Genomic DNA, 25,317 nt, shown 5'->3' on the forward strand with positions numbered 1-25,317 from the left:
GGTATCTCTTATGTTTGAACCACGAGGTATTTTTGCTCCAGTAGCGACGACTTTTAACGACTTAGGTAACATTGATCTTCAGAAATATAAAGAGAATACTGTGAAATTTAGTAAAACAGGTCTGGCCGGTCTGGTTATTCTCGGAAGTAATGGCGAATTTGTTATGCTTGATATGGGAGAGAAAGTCTCCTTGGTTGAAACGGCGAGAAAAGCCCTTCCTTCCTCAATGAGAGTTATTGCGGGAACAGGATGTGAGTCTGTTCGAGATACTATAGAACTTACCAGGCGATGTGCAGATGTAGGGGCAAATGCTGCCCTTGTAATAACGCCTCACTTTTTTAAAAAAGATATGAATTCTCAGACACTTGAAAATTTCTTTATTGCTATAGCTGATGCCTCTCCTATCCCGATTATGCTTTATAACATGCCTGGAAATGCCGGAGTCAATATCCCCCATCTCTAGCAGTAGCTCTTTCTAAGCATCCCAATATAGTGGGAATTAAAGATAGCTCTGGAAATATTGTTCAAATAGCTGAAGTTATTGCTGGGACAAAAGAAAATAAATTTTCGGTTTTTGCAGGATCAGGAAGTTTTCTCCTTCCTACCCTTCTACTTGGTGGAGTTGGTGGAACTCTCGCAGTTGCTAATGTGGTTCCTGAATATTGTGTATCCCTTTATAACGCCTGGAACAATAAGGAACTCGATAAAGCCAGGGAACTTCAATTGGGATTGCTTGAGCTTAATGCTGCTGTTACGGGACGTTTTGGTATTGGAGGCATGAAAGCCGCTATGGAAATGGCAGGATATTGGGGCGGAAAACCAAGATTGCCGATTCTCCCAGCCACTGAGACAATGAGAGAAGAGATTCAAAGAATCTATGACAGGACGATTTCCCATTTCTCTCGAATTGAAGGAAAAGAATATTGAAAATAAGAGGCCAGGGATTATCTTTTCCTGGCCTCTTCGATTATACTTATGCCCGAGCTTGAACCGAAAATGGTTGCTCCTACGTCAATGAAAGCCTGAATTTGAGCTAGATTTCTAACACCGCCAGATACTTTTATTCCTTTTTCTCCATTGATTGTTTTTGCGATAACTTCCACCTCTTGTAAAGTAGTATCCTTTCCACAAAAACCTGTGCTTGTTTTTATGAAATGGATTCCTTTGTGATTCAGAGCGATACGGCACACTTGTTCTATTTCTTCATAGGAGAGAAGAGGTGTTTCTATAATCAGTTTAAGAATCTTTCCTTTGGCAGATTTGCAAAGTTCACTCATCTCTTGATCTACTTCGTTCCAGTTTCCCGACTTCACATTATTAATATTAATAACAACATCAAGGTCCGAAAGAGCGTTATCCAGATTTTTGTACATGTCAATTTCATAACATTTTATGGCAATCGAAGTATATCCAAGAGGGAACCCAACAACGGCGGAGAAAAAACAGGGGATATTTTTAGAAAGAGAAGAGTGAATAACTTTTTCAATAGCAAAAGGAGGAATAACGAGAGATCTGAAATGATAAGGTAAGCTTTTTAAAACAAAATTTTTAATATCGGCCCACGTTGCCGTTTGTTTAAGCAGAGTATTGTCTACTATTTTTTCTACATTTTTGAAATCCATGCGAACCCCTCCGATCTTTTTATAACTATACCATTCTTGATAAAAATGCCTTTTTGACGGACGCTACGTCACCATGTAGAATAAGACAACACTCCTTATAAAAGGAGATGAGAGGAGGCCCTCATGGTTCAGATAAAAGAAGGTAACACGGTATCAGTGCATTACAAGGGCACTTTAGATGATGGTACAGTATTCGACACTTCAGAAGGCCGTGATCCGTTAAAATTTACAGTAGGCGCAGGCCAGGTTATTGAAGGGTTTGATAAAGCGGTTTTAGATATGTCTATCGGAGATTCTAAGACAGTTACAATCCCTGCAGCAGAAGCATATGGGGAATATGAGCCTAATTTGATGGCCGAGGTCCCTGCAGAGCATATTCCAGGTGATCTTGAACCCAAGACTGGAGAAGTGTTACAAGTCCAAACACCAGATGGGCATGTTTTCAATGCTTTAGTTGTGGATGTGAGTGAGAAAGGCATGATGCTTGATGCCAATCATCCCCTGGCAGGAAAAGCGCTTACGTTCGAAATAACAATTGTGGAAATCGAAGAATAAAAAGGGAACCTCCGAAGGAATGCTTAGCCTCTCGGGGGTTTTCGCTTATAAAAGGGTGCTATCATACAGAATCATTTCTTTTGTAGGCTTGAGACAAAACTTTTTCCAGTGTAAAGTAAGGGTAGAATAATAAATAATATGAAAAAGAAAAAATAAAAAAGAGGAATATATATTCCTCAAAATCCAGCCGCAAGGAGTGATGTGCATATGCTGACGGAGAACATCGTTACGGTGGCCGGGACTCTGCATCACGTCCAGGGTAAAAAGATTCTTCAAAATAGGTTGGGTGAGTATGTGACCTTTGCACTAAAGCAAGAAACCCCTTGGGACGATGGGAGTACCCGGCGCGATTTTCTACTTATGCGGGCGTATCAACCGGAACTGAGAAAATGGGTTCTGAGCCGTAAGGAGGGCACGACTGTACGAGTAGAAGGAGATGTTCGTTCGTCACTTGGCAGCGGAGAGATGTATGTTCTTGTTCGGGCGATAGAAGAAATTTAAGGGAGGTTTTGTGCCTCCCTTTTTTCGTGGCCTTGTTGCACTTGGCGAAAATGTCCTGTTCGTGGTATATATGTTCTCCATACGAAGCAAGGTAAAGGAGTTGGAAGAGGCAAAATGATGGAAAATAACGTAAAAATAACTGGAGTATTACATTTTATTGAAGGCGAAAAAGAGCAAGTCAGCCGTATGGGAAAGTATGTTGCTTTTGCGGTAAAACAGGATACGCCATGGGAAGATGGCAACGTTCGCCACGATTTTCTTCTGATGCGGGCGTTTGGTTCCACTGAGCAGGCTTGGGTATTGGCTCATGAGGAAGGGACGCCTGTTCGCGTCGAAGGGAAACTTCGCTCTTCTGCTGGAAGTGGCGAGATGTATATTCAGGTAGATACAATCGAAGAAGTAAAAGACTAATAAGTTATTAAAGAAAAAAGGCAGAAAACGGGGTATTTATAAATCCCGGTTTCCTGCCTTTTTGCGTAGCATCAGCGAACTATTGTTTCGAGAGCTTGAAGAGCTTTTTCATAATCTGGTTCGTTAGTAGCTTCTGGAACGATTTCTATATACCTAATAATATCGTCTTTATCTGCAATAAAGACGGCACGAGTAAGTAAACGAAGTTCTTTAATCAAAACACCCCAATTTGTGCCGAAAGAGGCATCTCTATGGTCAGAAAGAGCAATAGCGCTTTCAATGCCTTTGGTAGCGCAAAAACGTTTTAAGGCAAAAGGAAGATCCATTGAAATATTTAAGATGGCTACGTCATCAGGTTGATTGGCAGCATCTTCGTTGAACCAATGGATTTGCAAGTCGCAGACGGGGGTATCAAGTGACGGGGTTACAGAAATAACTTTAATGCATCCTGAAAAATCGCGTAGAGTTTTCGAAGTTAGATTCTGGTCAAGAACGTTGAATTCAGGAGCTTTGTCACCTATCGAAAGAGCAGGGCCAATAAGGGTTAACGGATTTCCCTTCATAGTTACGATTCCTGTTTTTTCCATAAAAAGTCACCTCCATATACTTCATACCAGTATTTAATTTTATCATAAAAAATATTTGAATACTGCACCCTGATAAAATAGTGGCGTAAATATGAAAAATGTGTAAAATAAAATAGGTATATGAAAAAATAACCAAAATGTAATCTAAGGTATTTTTAGAAAACGGGGGCGTAGCGCACACTGTAAAGTGGAGGGCGTTCAATGAACTTGGCACGGCGGATTCCAGTATGGGATATCCCTTGTTGTTCTGGCGTGATTATAGAAGACGTATTGTCTCCAGGAGGAGCCTTATTAGTTCCTAAAGGGATGAATCTCTCTAAACTGGGGGATTCACGCTTGTCTTTTGCCAATACACTTCAGGAGCGCGGAATTTGTTACGTAACTGTTAAAGAGGATGTTGATTTTGTCCTTGGAGAAGTTTTTGATGTTCTGGAAGCCTTGGATCTTCCTTCAAATCCTGTCGATTCGCGAATTGCCCTTCAAACTATTCATGAAGTTCGTCGTATTTTCAGTGCCATCGCATCAGGAGAGGTCTCTCAAGTCTGCCTTGTTCCTCTTTTACGAGTTGGAAGGTTGCTTGCGCAATGCATTACAAAGAACCCTCGAATCTTACTTTCATTGGGTAGTGTAAGAGAGCAGGATCAATATACGTTTGTTCATTCCTTTAATGTAGCGTTATTAAGTGGTTTTCTCGCATATCGTCTTTTTCCAGAAAATCTTGGTCTTGTAGAAGCTGTAACAACAGGAGGGCTACTTCACGATTTGGGGAAAGCCCGACTTCCTCTTTCCATTTTGAACAAACCATCTCGTTTATCTGAAAATGAATTCGAAGAAGTAAAAAAACACCCTGTATATGGTGCGAGTATTGCAAAACAATTAGGTATTGATGATGAACGAATTCTTACAGTGATAGAGTCTCATCACGAGAGAATTGATGGAACAGGCTACCCCTATGGTCTGAAATTAGGAGAGATACCGATTGAAGCTCGAATTGCTTCTGTAGCTGATGTTTATGATGCTCTTACTACAGTTCGTATTTATAAAGAATCCGTTCCTTTGCACCGAGCTATTTCTATCATTATAGAAAATACGGAGTATCAATTTGATAGAACAGTAGTTACCGCTTTTTTGAACGCTGTGGGGATGTACCCTCCGGGAACAATTGTTCAATTATCAGATAATCGTGTTGGTATTGTTATTGCAGCAGGTGAAAAAAGTATTCTTCGCCCGCGAGTCCTTTTGAAGACAGACGAATATGGAGATCGATATGATGATCATATGGTTTTAGATCTTGCCGATAATGCACACTTGTTTATCCGTTCCACAATAGATGATATTGGCAAACGTAAAGACTCCTTCACTCTTCGAGAGTTTCACTAATATCCATATTTATGTAAATAGTTTAATATAAGACGTCCAGAAATACTTGCTTGTGTCGGTATTGATGGCAGGTTTTCAGGAGTGTACCATTCAGCAGCTTCTATTTCTTTTTCGTCTATATGTATATTCCCTGATTTCCATTGAGCAGTGAAACCGACCATAAGAGAGTGAAATGCCCATGGTTGACTTCCAAAATAATGAATATTTTTAATCTCTATTCCTACCTCTTCCATTACTTCCCGAGCCACAGCCTCTTCCAGATTTTCGCCTGGTTCAACAAATCCAGCTAGAATACTGTATCTTTTGGGAGGAAATGGGGGCTTCGAGCAAGCAAAAGCTGCCCATCTTTTTCTATGGCTACGGCAATAACCGGTGAAATTGTAGGGTAGATAACTAAATTACATGTGGAACACTCCATAGCTCTATCTACAGCGTGCTCTTGTAGAGGTTGCCCACAACTGCTACAGTAACGTGTCGTGCGACGCCAATACATTAATTGAAAAGCTTGTCCGGCAATGGGAAAAAGGGCATCTCCCAGAACTTCGTAAAGCCCACGCAAAGGAACAAATTCCATTCCCGAGGGAGCTTGCTCTTCTGCCGCTGCTTCTGCCCAGAAATGACCGTTCCCTTTAGGTGAGCCGACTTCTCCCTGGCGAATAAAAGAGATGGGGATACTATCCCTCTCTGAATATTTAGGTATCGTAACAGGGAATTCTTTCTTACAAGAATGGTCTCCTTTTGAAAGATAAATAAGAGTGAACTCTTCTTTTCCATATAACACTCTCTCCTTATTCTATACCCCATTTGGCTGCTTTTTCCCAATTAGGGATCCGCCAAATTTTGCGGTGAAGTTCTCGTAATTGGTCTGGGTCTCGTAGTAATTCCATCTTTTCTTTGGCTGAAAGTCCCTCTGGTCCTTTCTCAAGGGCTTTTTCTGAATGTCTTCCCGTCTTTGCCGTATAGATGGGGCGGCGACGCGATGTCTAAGAATGAGCGATGTGTGTAGAGCAAGAACTTTGGGATCAACGACAGCCCGAACAAAACCTTCATTTTGTGAAAGGGGCAAGGGAGAATAGGAAGCTGGTTTTGTCATATTTTCATCCACTGTTGCAAGTTCGCTAGGAGCTTCTGTTTCCTCTGGAGTTATGAGCAAAAAAAGTTTCTTTAACTTTTGTCCAAAAGAAACACGACTTGAAAAGGCTGAAATAGGTATAGATAGAGCCATGGGGCCTAAAATTGGTAGCATCCACCAGAAGAAAGACCTATTAAAGACGTAAAGGATGCTTCCCCAGAGCAAAGCAATGAGAGTCTGGCTGATATGGTACTGAAAAGCATCATTCCACGTGGTTCCTCTATCATCTCTGGTTTGTGTGCCCCAACCTGTCGCTTTTCCCAAAAGTGTCATTACGACAAAGTGGCTATGAAAAGCCATACGTATCGGTGCCAACAACGTCGATGTTAGTGTTTCAATGATCATGCTTAGCGTGAGACGAACGCTTCCTCCGTAAAGATGTGCCTTTTTTGTATAGAAAATAATATACGCGATACTAAGTATTTTGGGAAGAAAGAGAACGATGGCCGTTGATCCTAGAAGAGTGATGGCCCACATTGGGTACCAAACAGGCCACTGCGGGAAGAGAGTCATCTCCGCAGAAGGGAAATACTGAGGCTCAATAAGAACCTCGGTAATGGCTTCAGCAGAACTTAGAATCAGAAAAACAAGCCAAAGCAAGGCTGAACCATACGACATTACACCATTCACGAAAAGAGCTCTATGAACAGGGAAAAATCCTCGTGTGAAAATAAGCCGTAAATGTTGCAGATTTCCTTGGCACCACCGTCTGTCTCGCTTCAGTTCATCAAGAAGAGTGGGTGGAGTTTCCTCATAACTGCCTTCCATATCGTAGGCAAGCCAAACTCCATAACCAGCCCTTCTCATGAGGGCAGCTTCTACGAAGTCATGGCTCAGAATATCTCCTCCCAATGGGCCCTTTCCTGGTAAACGAGGGAGTTGACAATGTTCCATAAAGGGAGCAACTCGTATGATGGCGTTGTGTCCCCAATATTGAGCATCGCCTAAAAGCCAAAAATGAAGGCCCGCTGCAAAAATAGGGCCGTATACTCTATTAGCGAATTGCTGTACTCGAGCAATAAGAGATTGCCGATTTACAGCGGCGGGAGGTGTTTGGAGAATCCCTATATCCGGACGAAGTTCCATAGCCTGAACCATTTGTACCAAAGTTTTTCCAGACATAACACTGTCAGCATCAAATACGATCATATATCGATAATCTTTACCCCATCGTCTGCAGAAATCGGCGACATTTCCACTCTTTCTCTTCACATTACTTTTACGATGACGATAAAATATCGTTCCAAAAGCATCTTCATCTTGGCAAAGCTTATACCATGCCATTTCTTCATGAACCCAAATGTCGGGGTTTGTCGTATCACTGAGAATAAAAATATGAAACATGTGGCTCAATCCGGTTTTGCGCAATGCCTGAAGTGTTGTCTGTACTCCGGCCATAACGCGAGGTACGTCTTCATTATAAATAGGTATGAGAATAGCCGTTTTTGCCTCAGTGTCTTCTATGGAAAGAGGCTGCTTCTTTAAAGCCTGAGAAAATGAAAATTGGTCTTTATGGCGAATCAAGACAAAAAGGCCCAGCATAGCTGTCCAGAAACCAATGGATATCCATGCGAAAAGAATTCCAAAAACGACAACAAGGGCTATTTCCAGAAGGGTTGCTCCTTTATAAGGAAGCACTCCGGCCATATAATGACTTGCCGTAAATGTAGGAAGAAGAATAAGAGCTAAAAGCAGAATTCTTCTCCAACTGGCGGCTCGAGTCCATTTAATTTCGAGAGTATCAGTGCTCATAATTAACAAGCCTCTCTTTATCGTGTTCGAGATGGACCGAAGAGATCTCGCATCCATCGTCGCATAAATTTCTTTGTTGCAGTAAGCCACGGAATGCGATCAAAATTTTTCGAGACCATTGTTCCTCTGTTCATTGGCGGAATCGAAGCAATGTGTTTTCCCTCTTCGTCAAGAATTTCTGCTTGCAATTCCTTGCTTAAAATACAACGTTCAAGGGCATTCATAGATTCATCAATACTTGAAGCATTTGATTCTTTTAATGCTTGCAGCGCAAGTTCCAGCCCTTGAAAAGGGGAAGATCCATAGCTCGAACGTAAAGAAGCACTCTATCTCTGGCAATTTGCCAACCTTCTGATTTTTCTATCATTATGGTTCACCTCTAGGGGCGGAAGTCATAGGTCCATATTTCAGTTAAAGGGGTGGGAATGTTTTCCCCTTTTTTGAGAAAAGCAGAAAGTTTTACGACAGGTTTCCGGTCAGGAACGACACTTTTTATTTTTTCCACGGGAACCGATATCTTAAAACTTAACCGCCAACCACTTGTTACTATATTTTTAAGCAATTGGCGCTCCACAAGAGTGGCGTCACCCTCAACGTTAAGGTCACTTGCCAGACCAGTATCTGCGGGTATTTCATTGAGCTCTTTCCCTTCAAAATCAATAATAAAACGATAGGCTCCCTCTTCTTTTTCCTTTACAAGCCGTGTATGGGAAGCTCTGGCTATTCTTTCTTTATCTACATCAGGAGTTAACCATTCCATGGTATATGTAAAGGTAAGAGGGTGAAGAGATGTCCCCTCTTCGATTTCGGGAACCCAGTAGGCAACAATATTATCGTTGATTTCACTGTCTGAAGGTATTTCTATCAATTCGACATGACCTTTGCCCCAATTGTTTTGCGGGGTAATCCAAAGACTTGGCCGTTTTTCATATCGTGCTTCCAGGTCGAGGTAATGATCAAAATTAAGATCTCTTTGCATTAATCCAAAACCTTTGATTGGTGTTTCAGTTTGTTTGGTTATCAAAAGACGAGCTGGATTGATAAGAGGACGCCATATTAACTGCTCGTCCTCTGTTTCTATCAAAAGTCCGTCTGAATCGTGTACTTCAGGTCTAAAATCACCGGGGCGGCCATTCTCTGTTTCCCCATACAAGAACATGCTGGTAAAAGGAGCAATACCAATTTTTTGAATTTCTTTGCGTCTATAAATATTACAGATGACATCTATCTGAGTTTCTTTCCCAGGAATAATTGTAAATTTATAAGCACCAGTACAACTGGGGCTATCAAGGAGGGCATACATGACCATTGAAGAAGATTGTTTTAATGGTTTTACAAGCCAGAATTCTTTAAACCAAGGGAATTCTTCCCCTGTTGAGGATCCTGTGTCTAGAGCAAGCCCCCTGGCCGAGAGTCCATACTGCTGATTTTGAGCTACGGCCCTGAAGTAGCTGGCGCCAAGAAATACGGCGACTTCGTCAGCATATTTTTTCGTGTTAATAGGAAAATGAATACGAAATCCGGCAAACCCCAGATCTGGTGGAAGTTTTTTTAAATCAAGCTGATTCTTGCCATAATCGAACATTTCAGGGGAGAAGGAAAGAGGGGTAACCTTTTTCCCATCAACAATATGTATCTGAACAGCTCTGTTATAGAACATGCCAAGATGAAAAAATTGTACAGAGAAAGGGAGGTTATCTTCTTGCCAAAGCGCTTTTTCAGAACGAAATCTAATATCTCTCCATTGATCGTAGCTTAACTTCATGAGTTCTTCTGGCACGGAGTCTTTAGGCTCTTCAAAAGGTTTTGAGGCTAAATCCTGAGCTTTATGGCTTACGAAAGCAAGGCCGAAACCTTCCTGAGATGAGGCAAAAATTGGTGTAGATATAAAAGAGAGAGTAAGAATAACTAAACATAGAACTGTATAGGTTTTCATTTTCATTAAACACATATATCCATCACTCCTTATTAAACAAACATGACGTCTTGCCTCCTTCTGAATGCTTGAGTGAAAGGGCATTTGACGCCATTCTATAGATTAATGAGCAAGCAATTTGTCTTTCTTTCGCAGTCATATCTCCTAAAATTTCTGTCATGAGATCTGCTAGAATTTGCTCAACGAATGGTAGCACATTTTGCCCTTTATGAGTAAGAAAAACTTGATTTGCTCTTCCATCTATTTTACTTCGTTTTCGTTGAATATAACCAAGCTGTTCTAACTTTTTAAGAGACCTCGCTGTTGTCCCCTTGTCAAAGCCAAGTTCACTACTTAAATATTCTTGTGTCTGACCATCTTGACGCCGAAGAACCAATAAAAAAGCATAATTGCCATATCCAAGCCCAAAAGGCTCAAAAGCTCGGTCAAGTAAGCATTGCATTTGCCTGTATAGACATGATATCCATCGCCCAATATGAGGCTGTTTGGAATCCATTATTTAGAAATACCCCTTTCTACTTTGAGCACTTTTAGCTGTTTAGAAACCAGGAAAAATGTTACAAGAAAAGCCAAAGTGTCAGCTATGGGAAAAGAATACCAAATCCCTTGAAGATTGAAAAAACGCGGAAGAACGACGAGAAAGGGGATAAGGAAAATAACTTGTCGGCTCAAAGATAAAATGAGAGATGCCCGAGCTTTTCCCAAAGCTTGAAACATTGAAGAGCCTGTAATCTGAAAACCAGCTAAAAAATAGGTCATGGTAACAATTCTAAGAGCCCAACTTGCCTCTTCTAAAAGAAGAGAATCTGTTGTAAAAAGTCCCACGACCTTTTCAGGCATAAACCAGCAAATGACAGAAGCAATAAAAGCTATGATAGAAGCAGCACCTATGGCAAGGTGGGTAACATCTCGTGCTCTTTTATAGTCTCCTGCACCGTAGTTAAAGCCGAGAATAGGTTGCAGGCCTTGTGCTACACCAATAATAGGCATAAAGAAAAAGGAGAGTGCTCTATGCAAAATACCATACACAGCAACAGAGATGTCACTTCCATAATAAATGAGACTATTGTTGAGAAAAACAATAATAATGCTTCCAGAAGCCATTCGTACAAATTCAGATACTCCTACAGAAAGAATTTCTTTTATAGTCTCCCATTGTGGAGTAATTGATGATAAAGAAAGGGAAAGCAGGCTCTTTTTCGAAAAGAAGAAGTAATGGACCATCCATATTGCCATTGCTATTTGAGAAAGCACTGTAGCAATAGCGGCTCCCCGAATTCCTAATTTTAATTTGAAGATAAAAATAGGATCGAGAATAATATTAAGAATAGCCGATATAAGCATGCTTATCATGGCTACTCGGGCATTTCCTTCCGATCGCGCCGCGTGATTGGCTGCCATTCCAAATCCGACAAAGGGTAATCCGAACAGTATGACTTCAAGGTATTCTTCCGCGTAAGGAAAAATTGCTGGCGTTGCGCCGAAAAGGCGAAGAATATATTGACGCGTAAAAAAGCCTATGGAAAAAAGAGAAAAACTAAAAATGAAGGAAAGAAATACCATATTACCAAGGGCCTTGTTTGCATAAGAATGTTTTCCGGCCCCTAGACTTCTTGAAATAAGAGAGGAGCCGCCTACTCCTATTGTGATAGCCAAAGATGTGGATAGAAGCTGAAGAGGAAAAACAATAGCTGTTCCAGCAAGACCGAGTGGGCCGACGCCCCGACCGATAAAAATAGCATCTACAATATTATATGATGCTTGTACGAGCATTCCGATAATGGCAGGCAGAAAGTCTCCACAATAATCGTCCTATTTGTTCGTTTGCAAGTAAATCCCGCCGATCCATACACATTCCCCCATGTTAATTGAGAGAAATAGTATAGATTATATTCGTTGCATGCGCAACTATCTTTCTGTGTCGGCCATGCTCTTCTTACGATGAGCCTTAAATTCATACATTCTTTTGTCTGCAACTTTAACTGTTTCTGTGAGAGTCGGTGCATTAGACGGACAATGAGCAACTCCATAATCGGGGTAAATAGCGAAATCGGCCCCCGCAATATGTCGTTGCGTAATTCTTTTATAGACTCGCTCCATTATTTTTTCAGCTTTTTTAAGAGGAAGGTCAGCAAAATAAATTAAAAATTCATCTCCTCCCGAACGAGCAACATAATCTGTTTGCCGCAACCCTTTTCTTAGAATAGATGCTATTTCTACAAGCGCTTTGTCACCACGTGCGTGACCATACGTATCATTAATTTTTTTAAAATTTCCCAAGTCTATAATGGCGATACATGCACTTCCTTGGGTATGTTCTATGCGTGTATCTTCTTCATCAAGACGCTTAATCATATACCGCCGATTCCATAACTCAGTAAGGGGTCTATCATGGCATCATATTCGGTCTTTTTAACCATTGCATTGAGTGTGAGATTGACCTTCTCTAATTCACGGGTTTTATCTTTTAAGTCAGCAAGAATTTTTTGCGACGTTCATATTCCATAATAAAAAGAGTTGCGCCGAGAGAGAAGAGAACTACAATTATCCCGGCCATAATCTTGAAACGATTTCGAATAGAGGCCCTTCGCCCTTCAAGAATAAGAGAAGGAATCATCGAAACCAGTTTCCATCTATAAAAAGTTGATCCTTGCGCTGACAATTTAGTCTGAAGAGGGTCTATCGTTACAAATGTAAAAAGACCCCGTGGCGACTCAATTTGACCTTGTTCCTGGGCGTAGATAATCGCTGCTTCTTCAGGGTATATTTTAAAAAAGTTATTTTCTTTTCTTTCTGGAATTTGGAACCCCCATTCAAGGTTATGGTTTGTGTTTTTTAACCAATAACCATCACTATTAAGGAGCATTACATCCGCCACAGTAGATGAAGATTCGAGAAGGGAAAATAAATCGTTAGCAAGATAGTTTAAAACAAAAATTCCTGCCTTTTGATGATCTTGAGTAAAGATGGGGGTAGCAATTCTAAGCATAGGTTTATAAGGCATTTCTAATACCCCTTTTTCTATATTTAAATCTAGGGAGACATATAAACTTCATTGCTTTCGAGTTTTATCGTATCTTTGAAGTAGTACCTATTGGCCTTATTCTGAAGTTCCCACTGAGGAACGACTATCGGATTCTCAGGGCCTGCGTTGAGACGAACAAGTTCCTGTCCAGACGCATTTAGTACGCGAATTTGATCGTAGAGGGGATTATTTTTCATAAAAGAAAAGAAAATTTTTTTTAGTTCTTCCTGCTCGGCAGATGTCCATAACACCATCATTGTATTGATGATTGCATATCCGTCCTAAAAGAGAAGATCTCTATAGACGGTATTCATCCGTTGACGAACAACTTCAAGCCTTGAAAGACTAAATTGCTGTTCAAGGCTCTCTAAAAGACCTTGTTGTTGGGAGATCTCTAAAGAATAGAGATGGCCTATTAGCCATAGTATGACTAATAAAAGGGGAATAACCCAAACAAAACGGCGCAAAAATTTTTGCCTACTTCCCAACGCATACTGTTATTGCTCGTGTTAGGCAAAAGATCACACTCCTGGTAGGGAAAAGTCAAAATATCTTTAAAAGACACAATAATTCCTAAAATTTTACTGAAAATGGGAGGATGTGAAAAGAGGCTGGAGACTTGTTTTATTCGTTTTTAATTTTTAAGGATAGAAATCATTATATATTCAATGTTATTTTAATGTTACATGTTTTTCAGGGGGGAAAATAAAAAGAATATGTATTTATTAAAAGCTGTTGTTTCTTCTAAGAAACAACAGCTTTTATCTTTTGGCAAGTTTTTATAACAACTTCATATCTCCAGGTTTAATTTTGTTGCTTTTTTCGAGCGCATAGCAGAAAAAGAGACTTATACATGCTGGGAGTAAAAAATGGAGAAAGATTATTCCTGTCCAGCCGGCTTTCCCCATAACAGCTAATGTGCCGAATTGTCCCACCAATCCGCTTGTTCCCATTCCTGCGCCGATTTTATTATTCTCCATAGAGAAAAGAGTAGTGGAAAGAGGGCCCAAGATTGCAGAAGATAGAATTGGAGGAACCCAAATCCAGGGGTTACGAATAATGTTGGGTATTTGTAACATAGAGGTTCCTATACCTTGAGAAATAAGTCCTCCGACTCCATTATCTTTATAGCTTTGAACGGCAAAACCTATCATTTGGCAACAACATCCCACTGTTGCAGCTCCAGCAGCAAGTCCGTTAAGCCCAAGAGCAATGGCCAGGGCGGCGCTGCTTATGGGAAGCGTAAGGATAATGCCCATAAAAACAGAGACTAAAATTCCCATTGGAAAAGGATGAAGCTGAGTTGCTGTATTGATTAGTGCTCCAAGAAAGTTCATTCCCTGCGCGATCCAGGGGCCGGCAATATGACCAACAAAACCTCCTGCAAGAATTGTTACTGCTGGAATGGCAACAATATCCACCTTAGTTTTGCCGGAGAAAAACTTAGCTGTTTCAGCTCCGACTAAACTTCCTACAAGAGCTCCCATAGGTTCTCCAATAGAAAGGAGTGCTCCTTGAGCAGATAGATGTATGCTCCCTGCCCCGATTGTTGCCGCAATAGTTGATGCGAAAATACCCAAAGATGGAGCTTTTACGCTTATGGCAACTCCTGCTCCTATGGCAGGGGCCATCAATAATTGGGCAATCTGTCCAAAATTTTGTAAGAGTTGAATGGAAAAAATAACTCCCAGTTGTTTAAGAATAAGTCCAATAATGAGAGAAGCGAATAATCCTAAAGCCATGCCGTTCAAAACTGAACTAGCGTAAGTGCGAATATTTTTATGGATCGACATTTCAACAGCTCCTTTACAGGTGTCTTGACACATGTAAAGGAGTATAAGCTGTTTATTCTAATCCATCAAGTACCCTTTTCCTTTTAAACTGGCAATAATACGTTGGAAAGAGTCTTCATCAGAAACTTCCAGTGTGTGGAAGTGGACTCCTCCAGTGAGGATAGAGAGGGGTTCTGCCTTCGTATGGATAACTTTAGAAATAAAATTTTGAACATCAATGCGATTTTTAAGCATGAGGTTTCCTGCAATTTCTCCATATACAGGATGTTCAACTGTAACATCAACAACTGTAGCTCCATTATCGACCATAATATATAATTCGTCTCTCATCTCTTCGATTCCCGTATGGGCACACATCACAGATTTCATAAAAGATGGACGTTTCAGAGTCATAATCATATATCCTTGAGGCGTTGCTACTATAGAGTGTCCTTCGGCTCGCAAGAGGGCTATATCCTGAACGATGACTTGTCGGCTTACTCCTAAAATTTCAGCAAGCTCACTTCCTTTTATGGCATCATTTCGTTCTTTTAAGAGTTCGAAAATTTGTTCTCTCCGTTTGGTCCCATTCACGTCTTATACCTCCTTACGTATCTTTTTAATTATAGCCCATAAACATATTTCTTCACAAAAAGACTTTACAAAGAGAGAGGCGGGTCGTATGGTGTCTAAAAAGGAGGTGAAAGGCGATGACAACAGGAGAACCAGCACTTTCCACATGGCGAGGCAGAATAATTCTTATTCTTCTTACTTATTTCTCTGTTTTTTCTTATTCTCATATCTTTTTTATGCTGCCGCCTTTTTTGCGTAATATAGGTTTTCAGCCTCAGTGTGTTGGTTGGATTATCAGTGCCTTTTATCTTGCTGCTACTGTAACGCGTCCTTCTGCGGGATGGTTCATAGAACGTATTGGCATTCGAAAAACAATGGTTACTGCTGGAAGTATTTGTTTCTTTTCCTCCCTTTCTCTTGCTTTAACGAGGCATACTCCTGCAGTCCTTTATTTTATTCGGCTTTTTATGGGGGCAGGGTTCAGTGTATTTGTTGTAGCGACGACAACATATCAATCTCTTGTTATCCCAGAGCAAATTCGAGGAACAGCTTTTTCTATTACAAGTATAGGTGGAGTTTTAACTTCTTTTACTGTTATACCCCTTTCTGAATTTTTCATTTGTAGGGGGTGGAATTTGCCCTATTTGCTTATGGCTCCCGTAGCAGCTCTTGCTGCTATATGCATGGCCTTTTTTACCACCGGTGCAAGATGAACTTTCTTTCAGCCAACAGAATAAAACATCGTATCTTATGCTTTTTAAAGAGACACCTGTAAAATTCCTTTTAATTTCATGCCTTTTTTTAGGGTTAACAGATGCATCTATTGCCTATGTTTCGAGTCTTGCCTTAGGCAGAGGGCTTAATCCTTCTATTTTTATGATGGCTATTTCTGTAGGGGCTATTATCGTTCGCCTTTTCTGTACGGGAGTCTATCGCCATTTTTCACGAATGATGATTGCGGCACCTTCCTTCGGAGGAATGGGACTTGCCCTTTTCGGGGCATCTTTTGCAAATAGTAATATTGTAATTGCTCTATTTGGTCTTTTGTATGGGGCGGCAGTAGGGTATGGATACCCTACTCATCTGGCTCTAATTGGAGAGATGATCCCACAACGATTTAGGGGCGAGCTTCTTCGATGGTTTATTTCTCGATGGATATTAGTTGGACGCTTTTACCCATATATATTGGATATGCGTCAGCATTAGTTGGCATTTCATGGGCCTTCAGAGGATTTTCTCTTTTTGCGTGTGGGGCTTCATTCTTCGTTTATTTTTTGGTCTGGAAAAGAATCAGCGAGAAGAAGGGCGTACATTTCTAGAGTAGAACGGTCTCCTGCAATTGTACGAGCTGTTTCCATCATATCAATATTGTATTCTTCATGCATGGGAAATTGATAGTCTGGTTGGCGACACTCTTTTTCTGGGATAAGGCAGTCTTGAGGTTCGCAAAGTGGACATTGTATAGGGAGCTTAAAGAGGAGGATATCAGAATAACGTTTGGAGAATAGCAGCTCAAAATTTTTCATACCAAGCCATATTTCTTTTCGCCTTTCTCGTTGTATTTCTCGTTCTTCTTTTGAGAGGACAGGCAGACAAATAAGAAAGACTTTTCGAAAGTGTCGGATGAAAGTTTTACTTTCCTCAAGTGACTTTTGAATGGTATATCCACTGCTTAAGGGACACGTATGATTAAGGTTGCCCGGACAATTTCCACACCATTGGCGGGTTCCTTCTCGAATAACGATATCTTCTATATTTCCTTCCAAAATTGAAAATCCCAAAGCGTCAGATATATTTTTTTCTTTGCCAGAAAGCTCAAAAACTCTTCCCGTACCGGATTTGGGCGAATCGGGTTTCTCATGTTTTAATGCTTTTTCAATCACTGAAAGAACATCGCTAGCATTGCGGCTATAATAGACAAACGGAGTATGTAAAGCCGTGCGTAAAAAGTGCGATATGGTGAAGAGAAGCGGCGGCTCCTCCGATGAGAACAGGGATGTTATTTTTATCTGCTATGACAATAATCTTTTCCATGTTTTCGAAACAGCTTGTATCAGAACACGATAACGCTATAAGATCTGGATTAGTTTTAGAGATAACTTTGTCAATTTTTTGAGCAGTAACATTTTTCTCCAAGATCTATAACTAGAGCAATTCTGTTTTTCGGAGGCATCTTGTAATTATTTCCTCCGACATTTTCTAAAGAGGGTGCAACTGTTCCGAAACAAATTGTTACCATACTTTTCCTCCTACAAGAATCCATCCCCAGGCGATAAAAAGAGTTGCCAGTGTAACGGGAATGCCGAGTCGTGCGTGGTCTTTCCATGATATGGAAAGTCCCATCTCTCTGGCTCCATTTATAACAATAATATTAGCAATACTTCCAACGACGAGTAGATTTCCTGCAAAATGTACTGCTGAGGGCTAAGATTGGTCCAGCCATATGAGTCTTTGCGAGGGGAAGAAGGAGCATTGTTGCAGGAACATTTGAAACCATATTCGAGAGAGTAGCTGTACACCAGAATAGCCAGCTCGGATGGTGTAAAGAAATTCCAACATAGTGGAGACCTCTTTCTATAGCGTCAAGTCCTCCGACTTTGGCGAAGGCTCCATTGATAATGAACAGTCCAATGAAAAGAATGATTAGCTGCCAATCAACTAGATTAAGCGCTTTGTGAGAAGCCATTGTTCTGCTTGTAAGAAGAATGGCGGCAGCTCCTAAAGCAATGTAGTCTCGGGGGAGAGGGGAAAAGAGGAACAGGAGCATAACCCCGCTAAGTATCGTAATTCCTTTTACAGTTTGCCAAGCATGAAAAGGAAGTTCAACATTTTGAGGCAAAGAAAGGTGTTTATCCCACTTTTTTCTATATAGTAGGCATACAAGCCCCCAAAGAGTAAGAAGAGAAAGTCCCACAGGTAGAAGGACAAAAAACATATAATGAGCAAAAGGAAGATTAAGTCCTTGTCCTATAAGCATATTTTGAGGATTGCCGATAAGAGTTAAAGCAGATCCTATATTTGCAGAGCAGGCTAGCGCAAGAAAAATGGAAGAGGGTTCAATTCTTTCCTTATACAAATTTCTCCTAAAACAGGCGTAATTGCAAGGCATACAATATCGTTTGACAGAAGAGCAGAAAGCGACCCTGATACAATAATGAGAATAGCCAGAAATTTTTGAGGAGAGCCATTGAAAGCGGCTATTTTCCGGGTTATAAGAGTGTAAAAACCTCCGAGACGAAGTTGAGCAGAGATAATCATAAATCCGAATAAAAGCATAATAGTAGAGATATCTATATTACATAAAAGTGATTCTTTGGAAAAAGGACCAGCAATAAGCAGAAAAATAGTTCCGAGTAAAACTATACCTGCTCGGTCGAGAGCTAACTTGGGAAAGCGACCGATGATCATGCCAAGATATACGAGAATGAAAATAACATATACAAGTCCATTTTCAACCATTAGAGTTGTCATGTAGAAGAGTCTAGCAGAAGATAGGAGGCAATAAAATGGGACTCCAACAAGATTTTACTTTTCTTCATTGTGCTGATTTACATCTAGATAGTCCTTTTCGAGGAATTCGCTCATATTCGCCAGTTATTGCTCAAAAATTGAGTAAAGCTGTATTTCGTTCTTTTGAAAGGATTATAGATTTAGCACTTCAGGAAAAAGTAGATTTTGTACTTCTTGCAGGGGACCTTTATGATAGCGCAGATCGAAGTCTTAGTGCTCAGATTGCTCTCAGAGAGCAACTTGTTCGCTTAAGTTATGCCGGAATTTCTGCCTATATAGTTCATGGAAACCATGATCCTCTCAATGGAGACCAGGCAAAACTAGCCCCTTCCTGATAAGGTCTTTCGTTTTAAGAATGAGGTAGAAGTTTTTCCATTGCAGACAAAAGATGGTTTGAACATTGGCAATATTATTGGATATAGCTATCCAGAGAGTGAAGAGAATAAGAATATTGCTCGTAAAATGGCGGAATCTATTCAGGGTGCAGAAGGTTTTAATATAGCTCTTCTTCACTGCAATGCAGGCGGAATACAAGATTACGCGAATTATGCTCCTTGTGTTGTTCTCGATGACCTCCGACAATCTTCAATAGATTATTGGGCTTTAGGGCATATCCATAGACCTCTTTGTAATATCTCGGCAAGATCCTGTTGTTGTTTATCCAGGAACGATTCAGGGAAGAAGTATTCGTGAGACAGGGGCTCATGGATGCTATCTTGTAAAGTCAGTGCAGGAAGGGCAATTCAATCTATTTTTTTGTCCCACGGATCAGATTCGTTGGGAAGAAGAAGAAATAGATACCTCTCATTTAGAATCAGATCAAGATATTTTTGAAGCCCTCCATGCACTTCGAGAAAAACATCGGACAATAGCTGAGAAAAGAGGCATTATGCTTCGAGTTACTCTTACAGGGAATACATCTCTTTCCCGCCGTTTATCACGCGAAGGGTATTTGGAAGAAATGGCTGAAGAACTTAATAAAACAGAAGAAACGCTTTCTGATTTTGTTTGGTTTGAACGCATTCAGAATAGAGTGCATCCACTCTATCCAATAGAAAATATGCGGAAGACAGAATCATTTATTGGTGATTTTATTCGTGAAATGGATACTTTCAAGTCAGAATGTTGCGGCAGAGAAAACTTTTTCTCCGTTATAGATGAAGCACTTGGAACCACACGGTGGAGAGGCAGAGAACTTGATTCTTTTAGAAGAACTTAGCGCAGAAGAAATAAGAGAAATTGTTGAAAAAGCAATGGTACAAGGATTAGATGGGTTGCTTCAAGGGGAGGATAACCTCTTATGCGATTTGTAGAATTCAATATTGAAGGTTTTGGTCAGTTAAAAAATGTAACGGGTCGTTTCCCTCCAGGGTTATCCCTCATTCTTGGAGAGAATGAAAGTGGCAAAACAACCCTTATGAATTTCTTTCGCTATTGTCTTTTCGGGTGTCTGACGGGCGTTCAAATCGTAATGTTATATCTTCCTCTAGATGGAGGAAATCAACGAGGGCAGTTAACTATAGAAGCTTTCAATGGAGAGTCTTTGTGTTTGAGCATGAACGGGAAAAAATTAGTTTTTCAGAAAAAACAGAAAAAGGACAATAGAAGACATTTTTAGGATATATAGATCAAGAAGCGTATGAGCGTATTTTTGCTATTGGGCTTGAAGATATGCAAAAAATCAAGCCACTTAACGAACAAGCAATACAGAGTCGTTTCTTTTCTGCCGGAGCTGGTTTGGGAACGGCCTCTCTCCCCGCATTCATTTCTTCACTTTTAGAAAGAGAGAAAAAACTTTATAAAGAGCAAGGTCGTGGGCGGTCTTCGACGGAAGTAAATATTCTTTTAGAGAAAATAAGGGGAGCGAATAAGCGTATAGAAAGTCTTCAACAGTATAAAGATGAGTATCTTCAAAAAGAAAGAGATAGAAGCAAAATAGTCTTGGCATAGAAAAATACGCAAAGAACTCTCATCTCTTTATCATGATGTATCTTCTTGTTGAATGGGCAGAGAAAGCACGCACCCCGTGGGTAAGAGATGCTTGAAGCCCAAAAAAATTGAAGAAGATACAGTTTGCTATTTCTTTTCCTGATGATGGTTGCCAACGTTTTCTTGAGATGCAGAATGAAGAAATAAAAAGAGAAAGAAGAATTGGAAGAACTTGAGACGAAAACATGCAAACTTGAAGAGAGATTGAAAGAGTTTGACCTCCCTTCCATTGAAAAAGTTCTTCAGTGCAAAGAGAGTATTCGTTCTATTTCACAAGACAGAAACAGAATAGTTCGAGAAGAGGAGTGTATTAAAAGAAAAGGGGATGAAATTGAAGATGATGAGCTACATCTTGTAAAAAATAAAAGAACTGTGTAAAGATTGGACAGTAAACGATCTGGAGTCTTTAGATGTTTCCTTTAGTATATCGAAAAAGGAAGCGACATAAAAGAAAAAACGACAAACTTGAGCTTCAATACTTAACGAGAAACGAGGCACTAGAACAGGCACAAAAAGAATTAGAGGGGAAAAAGAGTCTTTATTTATCGCATGAAAACCAGGTAGAAAAAAGGAAGGAACAATTGCCCCCCATGTCTGTTGAAGAAATAAAAAGAGCAGGTCAATTTTGCGACAAATTGTAAAAGAGCGAGATCAACTTCAAGCTCAAATGGAAGCAGAAGCAAAGAATATAGATATTTTATTGTCAAAAATGAAATATAAAAATTTGAGTTTTTTGATGATTCTTTTGGGATTTGTAATGTTAGTCTTAGGCTTTTTGGTACGTGGTCCCCATCTTTTATAGTTGGGAGTACGCTTTTTTGTTGCAGCTTTTACTCTTTTGATACCGTACATTCGCGCAAAACGGGAAATCATAATTAAAGAAGATTTTTCTTCTTCTTTACAAAAAAGAGATAAGGAGCAAGAAAAGGAGTTTCTTAGAAGGCTGCAAGAGATAAACTTCCTTTCTTCTCCACAAGAATCTGTATGCTTTGAAGAAGTAGAAGAATATATCGATAGTTGTTTTGAGAATGTACAAGCATATTTGCAATCCCTACAGCTGCGAGATGCTTTTGCAGAGGAGGTAGCATCTTGCGAAAAGAAAATGAATCATTGTCAGAGAAGGAACTTGATGGAAACAGCAGACCTTTTTTACACAATCTCAGACAAAGAATGGACTTCTTTTCTGTGAAGAAACAGGTTCTCCTAAACAGTTGAAAAATTGAGCATTGGAGTGAATTTGAAAGTCATATAAAAACAGCTTCGCCAGAATCTTGAAAAAATTAAGGAGATGAAAAAAGATTACTCTTCCTCACAGGAATATATTGAGAAAAAAGAAGACAACTTCAAACTATATTAGAAGTTTTTGCCGTTGTCTTCCGTTTTTGAAAAATAGCTCTCTTGTCTCTTGTATCGACACTCTTACTTCTTTGCTTGGAGTGAGACTGAGCTACAAAAAGAGAAACTAACGGCTATAAAAAATAGAAAAAGAGCAGTTAATAGAGTCTCACAAGAGAAACGTTCTTTTTTTGAGTCAAATTCCAAGAAAGTAAGTTAAAGCTTTTCAGAAGAAACAGGTGTCAGAAATGAGAATGAATTTACAAATATGGCTGAAAAATGGCAAGAAGCCAAGAAATTAAAAGAGGCAATTGAAAATAATAAAATGTCTGCTTCTTGCTTTAATATCTGGTGGAAAAAGAATATCTAGAGCAGGTTCTAAGTCAACTTGAAAAAAGATTCTCCGGCAGAAGCCCATCTCTATAAACAGGAGAAAAGAGGAGAAAAAAGGATTCCTTGCAGATAAATTAAGAAGAACTAAACCAAAAACAAGGTCATTTGAAAAATAGGCTCGAAGAACTCGAAAAAAATAAAGAACTTGAAGGTGGGCTATTCTTAGAAAGAGAAGCGTTAACAGAAGAACTTTCGACGTACTTTGAAAAGAATGGCTATCCGTTGTTTATATGTCGCTATGTTCTGGAACAAAACCCGGCAAAAACATGAAAAAGAAAAGACAACCGGAAGTTTTTAAAAAGGCAGGAAAATACTTGCAACTTATGACGGATGATAGATATACGCTTCTTTCTACAGCTTCCGGAGCAGGGAGGCTTTTCAGTGGAACTAGAAGAAAAAAACGGATTGCTTCGCAAAAAAGAAGATATTTGGAGCAGTGGTCTTGCCGATCAAGTCTATCTCTCTATTCGGCTTGCTTTGGCGACTCTTTATGGGAAAAGGATGGAACCTCTTCCTCTTGTTCTTGATGACGCGTTCTTGTTCGTTTTGATGAGAAAAGACAGATAGGTGCTCTAAAAGCACTTATGGAAATTGCATTACACCAACAAGTGCTCCTTTTCTCATGTCGAAGAGATTTAGTAAACATTTTTTTATCAAGCCCCTGTTATGAAAATTTAGAAAATAATGTCAGTGTTTTTACAATGAATAACGGTAGTTTTTCTCATTTAGAGGATGTAGTATGATGTAAAAAATGACTCCGAGTATGGATTGCTCTTTATGATCCAGATCCGAAGGCTCTTTCTATAACATACAACGTTGTGGGTTCTGTCGAAGGAATAGAAATAGTTGGTCATGGGGATACGATCTCTCGTTTTGAGCAGATATTAAACCGGATATTCTGTGAACCTCGCTATTATAGATCCTTTTAGTTCTGAAGAGAGCTTTGAGCAGTTAGCTGTTCTTTTTCAGGATCTCAGCAGGCCTAAGGTTGATGTTATAGCTTGTTTCACGCATGAACTTGGGGAGACTCCATTGTTAGTGCATTTCGTATGGGGAGCTTTCGATTATATTGCCAAACCTTTTACATATGAACGGTACCGAGAAAGTTTATACAGATATCGTTGTTACCATTCTTTTTCTTGTCAATACTTCCCCAAAATGGAATCAAAAAAATATTGATCTTTTTAAAACGAATTCGAATGTCATCTCACTTTACATCTCAAGGTCTACCCAAAAGGACTTCATAATGAGACTCTTTCTACGTATACGAGACGTTTTACGGCTGTAACCAACGTTCCCTTTATCTGCGTCAGATATCGCTAAAAAACGAAATTAGCCCGGTCAACTGTTTGGAAATATTTATCGTATTTATGCCAAATTGGTGAAGTAATGAGTTTCAATCAATATTATTACACGCCGAAAGGGCGCCCCCTCCGTTTATATTCTTTTACTGCATTGATGACAAAAAAGAACTAAAAATAAAACAAAAAGAACTAAAATTGTTTTCCCACACTTTCTTTGATTAAATATGCCTTTAAGTTCGTCTTTATGGTGGACAATGTATATTGTATTTTTGGGAGGGGAAAGAAGTGGATTCAACAGGTTGGGAACACGCATCGTTGCTCTTGTCGTAGGCTTTTTTAATAATAAGTGTGGGGATAATCGCAGTTGGTTCTGTAAGAATCAGTAGTCGCGGTTTAACGAACATGTCGATTTATTACGAATCAGCAGTAGCAAAGGAAAAATGCAGAAAATCTCAATGGTGTTTTTATGGAATTTACACAAGCTGTTCGAGATATCCAGAATAATGTTGCTGCGTACTTCGATAAAAGCGATATGGCTTCAATTCCATGCGCAATGGTCTGCACATTTACATCGGATATTTCTTTAATTCTTCAACTTTTAGCAGAGGATTTTCCTCATGTGAGACAAGTCTTTATTACCTTAAACCCCGAAGTTTTAAAGACTGCAAATGATATGTGATTTAACACTATCTCGTAAAGATGCAAAATCTTCTTTTAAATCTATTGAGGATAAGTGAAAGTATTACAAATTTAGCTTAATCACGCAATAACCCCTGAGACAGAGTGGTTTTGGGGAGCTTTGGATAGTAAAAAACCGAGTATGGGGAGACCCACAAAGAGGCAAATGGCATGTATGTTATGACTCTTTCTAGTGCCAGTATTGAAAGATGGCAAAGTCTTTGCCGTAGTGGGGATGGATTTTGACGCGCAATTCTATTCCTGACAAGCTACGGGAAGAAAAAAATTTATGATAGCCGCGGGATATGTGTGGCTTTTGAATGAAGAAGGAAATTTCCTTTACCATCCTGTCGAGGCCTTTATGCGGCAAAGGGCTGGATGAGATAGAGAATGGTTACTACGCCCAATATTGGGATCAAATAAAACGAGAGCCCCAGGGGCGTTTCAAATCAAAGTTGCGTGGAGATATTATTTGCTGTTTCTTACGCAAATCCCTTCCCAATCTCGGAATGGTTTTTAGGTACTCAGGCTTCTGGCATCAGAAGCCCTTTGCTCCAGTAGCTGCTTTAAAGAAGGCTACCCCTTCTTATTGCGGCGGTTGTTGTTTTATTCGTGGCGATTTTTCATCATAACGTGTCATGGGTTATCAGAAAAATGACAAAGCCTCTGCAGGATAACTGGCCAAAAAGGCTCTATATATTACAGAGAATAGCGATCTTTCTGTTCGACTAGGAGACAGACTCGAAAATAGTAGAAATAAGGGCAATAGTAGACGCGCTCAACGCTATGGTCGTAGGCATATCTGGCATAGTTTCTGCAATTGTGAGAAGCTCGAAAACAGTTTTGAACAAGGCTGAAGATA

37 protein-coding genes and 1 pseudogene are annotated in these 25,317 nt (G+C 39.9%); 18 read left to right on the forward strand and 20 right to left on the reverse strand.

Annotated features, from left to right (window positions below):
• The first annotated feature begins 10 nt into the window (after positions 1 to 10).
• Together RBH88_RS11520 and RBH88_RS11525 are read left to right on the forward strand one after the other, a co-directional pair.
• The gene (locus tag RBH88_RS11520) at positions 11 to 463 is read left to right on the forward strand and encodes a dihydrodipicolinate synthase family protein (protein ID WP_307879679.1); all 453 of its coding nucleotides are present in this window, start codon (positions 11 to 13) and stop codon (positions 461 to 463) included.
• A gap of 29 nt (positions 464 to 492) precedes the next feature.
• Positions 493 to 927: a dihydrodipicolinate synthase family protein gene (locus tag RBH88_RS11525; protein WP_307879680.1), complete on the forward strand. Its 435-nt coding sequence runs from the start codon at positions 493 to 495 to the stop codon at positions 925 to 927.
• Positions 928 to 944: 17 nt separating this feature from the next.
• Here RBH88_RS11525 and deoC read toward each other — a convergent pair whose 3' ends face one another.
• Positions 945 to 1,622, reverse strand: coding sequence for a deoxyribose-phosphate aldolase (gene deoC / locus RBH88_RS11530; protein ID WP_213701574.1), 678 nt, complete (start codon positions 1,620 to 1,622; stop codon positions 945 to 947).
• Positions 1,623 to 1,745: 123 nt separating this feature from the next.
• Here deoC and RBH88_RS11535 point away from each other — a divergent pair, with 123 nt between their 5' ends.
• The 3 genes from RBH88_RS11535 (at position 1,746) to RBH88_RS11545 (ending at position 3,089) form a co-directional block, all read left to right on the forward strand.
• Positions 1,746 to 2,177 carry a peptidylprolyl isomerase gene (locus tag RBH88_RS11535; protein WP_213692073.1) on the forward strand — a complete coding sequence of 144 codons (432 nt, stop codon included), beginning with the start codon at positions 1,746 to 1,748 and terminating at the stop codon, positions 2,175 to 2,177.
• Positions 2,178 to 2,384: 207 nt separating this feature from the next.
• Complete coding sequence (locus tag RBH88_RS11540) at positions 2,385 to 2,678, forward strand: DNA-binding protein (protein ID WP_213692074.1); 294 nt, start codon at positions 2,385 to 2,387, stop codon at positions 2,676 to 2,678.
• A 117-nt stretch (positions 2,679 to 2,795) separates the two neighbouring features.
• Complete coding sequence (locus RBH88_RS11545; RefSeq protein WP_307879681.1) at positions 2,796 to 3,089, forward strand: DNA-binding protein; 294 nt, start codon at positions 2,796 to 2,798, stop codon at positions 3,087 to 3,089.
• Between the two features lie 71 nt (positions 3,090 to 3,160).
• On the opposite strand, the gene tpx is transcribed toward RBH88_RS11545, so the two are convergent.
• Positions 3,161 to 3,676, reverse strand: coding sequence for a thiol peroxidase (gene tpx, locus RBH88_RS11550; protein WP_213692076.1), 516 nt, complete (start codon positions 3,674 to 3,676; stop codon positions 3,161 to 3,163).
• A 201-nt stretch (positions 3,677 to 3,877) separates the two neighbouring features.
• On the opposite strand from tpx, the gene RBH88_RS11555 reads away from it, so the two are divergent.
• Complete coding sequence (locus RBH88_RS11555; RefSeq protein ID WP_213692077.1) at positions 3,878 to 5,056, forward strand: HD-GYP domain-containing protein; 1,179 nt, start codon at positions 3,878 to 3,880, stop codon at positions 5,054 to 5,056.
• On the opposite strand, the gene RBH88_RS11560 is transcribed toward RBH88_RS11555, so the two are convergent.
• The 13 genes and pseudogenes from RBH88_RS11560 to RBH88_RS11620 form a co-directional block, all read right to left on the reverse strand.
• Positions 5,053 to 5,349 carry an NAD(+) diphosphatase gene (locus RBH88_RS11560; protein WP_307880090.1) on the reverse strand — a complete coding sequence of 99 codons (297 nt, stop codon included), beginning with the start codon at positions 5,347 to 5,349 and terminating at the stop codon, positions 5,053 to 5,055. The genes RBH88_RS11555 and RBH88_RS11560 overlap by 4 nt on opposite strands.
• On the reverse strand, positions 5,343 to 5,837 hold the full coding sequence (locus RBH88_RS11565) for an NUDIX-like domain-containing protein (RefSeq protein WP_307879682.1): 495 nt from the start codon (positions 5,835 to 5,837) through the stop codon (positions 5,343 to 5,345). Before RBH88_RS11565 ends, RBH88_RS11560 begins: the two co-directional genes overlap by 7 nt.
• A 12-nt stretch (positions 5,838 to 5,849) precedes the next feature.
• Positions 5,850 to 7,940: a glucans biosynthesis glucosyltransferase MdoH gene (mdoH, locus tag RBH88_RS11570; protein WP_307879683.1), complete on the reverse strand. Its 2,091-nt coding sequence runs from the start codon at positions 7,938 to 7,940 to the stop codon at positions 5,850 to 5,852.
• 17 nt (positions 7,941 to 7,957) lie between these two features.
• On the reverse strand, positions 7,958 to 8,164 hold the full coding sequence (locus RBH88_RS11575; RefSeq protein ID WP_307879684.1) for a hypothetical protein: 207 nt from the start codon (positions 8,162 to 8,164) through the stop codon (positions 7,958 to 7,960).
• Between the two features lie 155 nt (positions 8,165 to 8,319).
• Positions 8,320 to 9,891, reverse strand: coding sequence for a glucan biosynthesis protein G (locus RBH88_RS11580; RefSeq protein WP_307879685.1), 1,572 nt, complete (start codon positions 9,889 to 9,891; stop codon positions 8,320 to 8,322).
• 7 nt (positions 9,892 to 9,898) lie between these two features.
• The gene (locus tag RBH88_RS11585; RefSeq protein WP_307879686.1) at positions 9,899 to 10,372 is read right to left on the reverse strand and encodes a MarR family winged helix-turn-helix transcriptional regulator; all 474 of its coding nucleotides are present in this window, start codon (positions 10,370 to 10,372) and stop codon (positions 9,899 to 9,901) included.
• On the reverse strand, positions 10,372 to 11,649 hold the full coding sequence (locus RBH88_RS11590; protein WP_307879687.1) for an MATE family efflux transporter: 1,278 nt from the start codon (positions 11,647 to 11,649) through the stop codon (positions 10,372 to 10,374). The genes RBH88_RS11585 and RBH88_RS11590 overlap by 1 nt, the downstream gene beginning before the upstream one ends.
• 135 nt (positions 11,650 to 11,784) lie before the next feature.
• Positions 11,785 to 12,249: pseudogene (locus tag RBH88_RS11595) on the reverse strand (GGDEF domain-containing protein); the annotation flags it as partial.
• A 94-nt stretch (positions 12,250 to 12,343) separates the two neighbouring features.
• Positions 12,344 to 12,880, reverse strand: coding sequence for a hypothetical protein (locus RBH88_RS11600; RefSeq protein WP_307879688.1), 537 nt, complete (start codon positions 12,878 to 12,880; stop codon positions 12,344 to 12,346).
• Positions 12,881 to 12,909: 29 nt separating this feature from the next.
• Positions 12,910 to 13,158 carry a hypothetical protein gene (locus RBH88_RS11605; RefSeq protein ID WP_307879689.1) on the reverse strand — a complete coding sequence of 83 codons (249 nt, stop codon included), beginning with the start codon at positions 13,156 to 13,158 and terminating at the stop codon, positions 12,910 to 12,912.
• Between the two features lie 24 nt (positions 13,159 to 13,182).
• Positions 13,183 to 13,368: a hypothetical protein gene (locus tag RBH88_RS11610; protein ID WP_307879690.1), complete on the reverse strand. Its 186-nt coding sequence runs from the start codon at positions 13,366 to 13,368 to the stop codon at positions 13,183 to 13,185.
• A gap of 312 nt (positions 13,369 to 13,680) precedes the next feature.
• Positions 13,681 to 14,694, reverse strand: a complete 1,014-nt coding sequence (locus tag RBH88_RS11615; protein ID WP_213695169.1) for a PTS transporter subunit IIC — start codon at positions 14,692 to 14,694, stop codon at positions 13,681 to 13,683.
• Positions 14,695 to 14,751: 57 nt separating this feature from the next.
• Positions 14,752 to 15,267, reverse strand: coding sequence for a transcription repressor NadR (locus RBH88_RS11620; protein WP_213691417.1), 516 nt, complete (start codon positions 15,265 to 15,267; stop codon positions 14,752 to 14,754).
• Between the two features lie 116 nt (positions 15,268 to 15,383).
• Here RBH88_RS11620 and RBH88_RS11625 point away from each other — a divergent pair, with 116 nt between their 5' ends.
• Together RBH88_RS11625 and RBH88_RS11630 are read left to right on the forward strand one after the other, a co-directional pair.
• Positions 15,384 to 15,959, forward strand: a complete 576-nt coding sequence (locus tag RBH88_RS11625) for an MFS transporter (protein ID WP_307879691.1) — start codon at positions 15,384 to 15,386, stop codon at positions 15,957 to 15,959.
• Positions 15,916 to 16,452 carry a hypothetical protein gene (locus RBH88_RS11630; RefSeq protein WP_307879692.1) on the forward strand — a complete coding sequence of 179 codons (537 nt, stop codon included), beginning with the start codon at positions 15,916 to 15,918 and terminating at the stop codon, positions 16,450 to 16,452. Before RBH88_RS11625 ends, RBH88_RS11630 begins: the two co-directional genes overlap by 44 nt.
• A gap of 50 nt (positions 16,453 to 16,502) precedes the next feature.
• Here RBH88_RS11630 and RBH88_RS11635 read toward each other — a convergent pair whose 3' ends face one another.
• The 5 genes from RBH88_RS11635 to RBH88_RS11650 form a co-directional block, all read right to left on the reverse strand.
• Positions 16,503 to 17,129, reverse strand: a complete 627-nt coding sequence (locus tag RBH88_RS11635; RefSeq protein WP_307879693.1) for a DUF2284 domain-containing protein — start codon at positions 17,127 to 17,129, stop codon at positions 16,503 to 16,505.
• A gap of 25 nt (positions 17,130 to 17,154) precedes the next feature.
• Complete coding sequence (locus RBH88_RS11760) at positions 17,155 to 17,382, reverse strand: cobalamin-dependent protein (protein WP_374047589.1); 228 nt, start codon at positions 17,380 to 17,382, stop codon at positions 17,155 to 17,157.
• Entirely contained in the window at positions 17,351 to 17,485 is a 135-nt protein-coding gene (locus tag RBH88_RS11640; protein ID WP_307879694.1) for a hypothetical protein, read from the reverse strand. The genes RBH88_RS11760 and RBH88_RS11640 overlap by 32 nt, the downstream gene beginning before the upstream one ends.
• 132 nt (positions 17,486 to 17,617) lie before the next feature.
• Positions 17,618 to 18,322, reverse strand: coding sequence for an SLC13 family permease (locus RBH88_RS11645; RefSeq protein WP_307879695.1), 705 nt, complete (start codon positions 18,320 to 18,322; stop codon positions 17,618 to 17,620).
• On the reverse strand, positions 18,277 to 18,717 hold the full coding sequence (locus RBH88_RS11650) for an SLC13 family permease (protein WP_307879696.1): 441 nt from the start codon (positions 18,715 to 18,717) through the stop codon (positions 18,277 to 18,279). Before RBH88_RS11650 ends, RBH88_RS11645 begins: the two co-directional genes overlap by 46 nt.
• Before the next feature lie 35 nt (positions 18,718 to 18,752).
• Here RBH88_RS11650 and RBH88_RS11655 point away from each other — a divergent pair, with 35 nt between their 5' ends.
• The 10 genes from RBH88_RS11655 (at position 18,753) to RBH88_RS11700 (ending at position 25,087) form a co-directional block, all read left to right on the forward strand.
• Complete coding sequence (locus tag RBH88_RS11655; RefSeq protein WP_307879697.1) at positions 18,753 to 19,091, forward strand: DNA repair exonuclease; 339 nt, start codon at positions 18,753 to 18,755, stop codon at positions 19,089 to 19,091.
• Between the two features lie 40 nt (positions 19,092 to 19,131).
• The gene (locus RBH88_RS11660) at positions 19,132 to 19,449 is read left to right on the forward strand and encodes a hypothetical protein (RefSeq protein ID WP_307879698.1); all 318 of its coding nucleotides are present in this window, start codon (positions 19,132 to 19,134) and stop codon (positions 19,447 to 19,449) included.
• A gap of 34 nt (positions 19,450 to 19,483) precedes the next feature.
• Positions 19,484 to 19,975 (forward strand): hypothetical protein, encoded by a 492-nt coding sequence (locus RBH88_RS11665; protein WP_307879699.1) that lies wholly within the window; start codon positions 19,484 to 19,486, stop codon positions 19,973 to 19,975.
• A gap of 81 nt (positions 19,976 to 20,056) precedes the next feature.
• Positions 20,057 to 20,374 (forward strand): ATP-binding protein, encoded by a 318-nt coding sequence (locus RBH88_RS11670; protein ID WP_307879700.1) that lies wholly within the window; start codon positions 20,057 to 20,059, stop codon positions 20,372 to 20,374.
• A gap of 53 nt (positions 20,375 to 20,427) precedes the next feature.
• Complete coding sequence (locus RBH88_RS11675; protein ID WP_307879701.1) at positions 20,428 to 20,706, forward strand: hypothetical protein; 279 nt, start codon at positions 20,428 to 20,430, stop codon at positions 20,704 to 20,706.
• Between the two features lie 201 nt (positions 20,707 to 20,907).
• A complete protein-coding gene (locus tag RBH88_RS11680) occupies positions 20,908 to 21,123 on the forward strand; it encodes a hypothetical protein (RefSeq protein ID WP_307879702.1) in 216 nt (71 codons plus the stop codon).
• Between the two features lie 247 nt (positions 21,124 to 21,370).
• A complete protein-coding gene (locus tag RBH88_RS11685) occupies positions 21,371 to 21,547 on the forward strand; it encodes a hypothetical protein (protein ID WP_307879703.1) in 177 nt (58 codons plus the stop codon).
• 1,307 nt (positions 21,548 to 22,854) lie between these two features.
• Positions 22,855 to 23,040, forward strand: coding sequence for a hypothetical protein (locus RBH88_RS11690; protein ID WP_307879704.1), 186 nt, complete (start codon positions 22,855 to 22,857; stop codon positions 23,038 to 23,040).
• Between the two features lie 1,203 nt (positions 23,041 to 24,243).
• Complete coding sequence (locus tag RBH88_RS11695; protein WP_307879705.1) at positions 24,244 to 24,456, forward strand: hypothetical protein; 213 nt, start codon at positions 24,244 to 24,246, stop codon at positions 24,454 to 24,456.
• A 319-nt stretch (positions 24,457 to 24,775) separates the two neighbouring features.
• On the forward strand, positions 24,776 to 25,087 hold the full coding sequence (locus RBH88_RS11700) for a hypothetical protein (RefSeq protein WP_307879706.1): 312 nt from the start codon (positions 24,776 to 24,778) through the stop codon (positions 25,085 to 25,087).
• The last annotated feature ends 230 nt before the right edge of the window (positions 25,088 to 25,317 follow it).

The sequence above is a fragment of the Aminobacterium sp. MB27-C1 genome (assembly GCF_030908405.1).
Classification (GTDB): Bacteria; Synergistota; Synergistia; order Synergistales; family Aminobacteriaceae; genus Aminobacterium.

Bases quoted from the DNA above. Each gene is read 5' to 3' on its own strand.
- RBH88_RS11520 (WP_307879679.1), top strand. From the start codon at position 11: ATGTTTGAACCACGAGGTATTTTTGCTCCAGTAGCGACGACTTTTAAC.
- deoC (WP_213701574.1), bottom strand. From the start codon at position 1,622: ATGGATTTCAAAAATGTAGAAAAAATAGTAGACAATACTCTGCTTAAA.
- RBH88_RS11535 (WP_213692073.1), top strand. From the start codon at position 1,746: ATGGTTCAGATAAAAGAAGGTAACACGGTATCAGTGCATTACAAGGGC.
- RBH88_RS11540 (WP_213692074.1), top strand. From the start codon at position 2,385: ATGCTGACGGAGAACATCGTTACGGTGGCCGGGACTCTGCATCACGTC.
- RBH88_RS11545 (WP_307879681.1), top strand. From the start codon at position 2,796: ATGGAAAATAACGTAAAAATAACTGGAGTATTACATTTTATTGAAGGC.
- tpx (WP_213692076.1), bottom strand. From the start codon at position 3,676: ATGGAAAAAACAGGAATCGTAACTATGAAGGGAAATCCGTTAACCCTT.
- RBH88_RS11555 (WP_213692077.1), top strand. From the start codon at position 3,878: ATGAACTTGGCACGGCGGATTCCAGTATGGGATATCCCTTGTTGTTCT.
- mdoH (WP_307879683.1), bottom strand. From the start codon at position 7,940: ATGAGCACTGATACTCTCGAAATTAAATGGACTCGAGCCGCCAGTTGG.
- RBH88_RS11575 (WP_307879684.1), bottom strand. From the start codon at position 8,164: ATGAATGCCCTTGAACGTTGTATTTTAAGCAAGGAATTGCAAGCAGAA.
- RBH88_RS11580 (WP_307879685.1), bottom strand. From the start codon at position 9,891: ATGTGTTTAATGAAAATGAAAACCTATACAGTTCTATGTTTAGTTATT.
- RBH88_RS11585 (WP_307879686.1), bottom strand. From the start codon at position 10,372: ATGGATTCCAAACAGCCTCATATTGGGCGATGGATATCATGTCTATAC.
- RBH88_RS11590 (WP_307879687.1), bottom strand. From the start codon at position 11,649: ATGCTCGTACAAGCATCATATAATATTGTAGATGCTATTTTTATCGGT.
- RBH88_RS11600 (WP_307879688.1), bottom strand. From the start codon at position 12,880: ATGCCTTATAAACCTATGCTTAGAATTGCTACCCCCATCTTTACTCAA.
- RBH88_RS11605 (WP_307879689.1), bottom strand. From the start codon at position 13,158: ATGATGGTGTTATGGACATCTGCCGAGCAGGAAGAACTAAAAAAAATT.
- RBH88_RS11615 (WP_213695169.1), bottom strand. From the start codon at position 14,694: ATGTCGATCCATAAAAATATTCGCACTTACGCTAGTTCAGTTTTGAAC.
- RBH88_RS11625 (WP_307879691.1), top strand. From the start codon at position 15,384: ATGACAACAGGAGAACCAGCACTTTCCACATGGCGAGGCAGAATAATT.
- RBH88_RS11640 (WP_307879694.1), bottom strand. From the start codon at position 17,485: ATGGTAACAATTTGTTTCGGAACAGTTGCACCCTCTTTAGAAAATGTC.
- RBH88_RS11650 (WP_307879696.1), bottom strand. From the start codon at position 18,717: ATGACAACTCTAATGGTTGAAAATGGACTTGTATATGTTATTTTCATT.
- RBH88_RS11655 (WP_307879697.1), top strand. From the start codon at position 18,753: ATGGGACTCCAACAAGATTTTACTTTTCTTCATTGTGCTGATTTACAT.
- RBH88_RS11670 (WP_307879700.1), top strand. From the start codon at position 20,057: ATGCGATTTGTAGAATTCAATATTGAAGGTTTTGGTCAGTTAAAAAAT.
- RBH88_RS11675 (WP_307879701.1), top strand. From the start codon at position 20,428: ATGCAAAAAATCAAGCCACTTAACGAACAAGCAATACAGAGTCGTTTC.
- RBH88_RS11695 (WP_307879705.1), top strand. From the start codon at position 24,244: ATGGAATTTACACAAGCTGTTCGAGATATCCAGAATAATGTTGCTGCG.
- RBH88_RS11700 (WP_307879706.1), top strand. From the start codon at position 24,776: ATGAAGAAGGAAATTTCCTTTACCATCCTGTCGAGGCCTTTATGCGGC.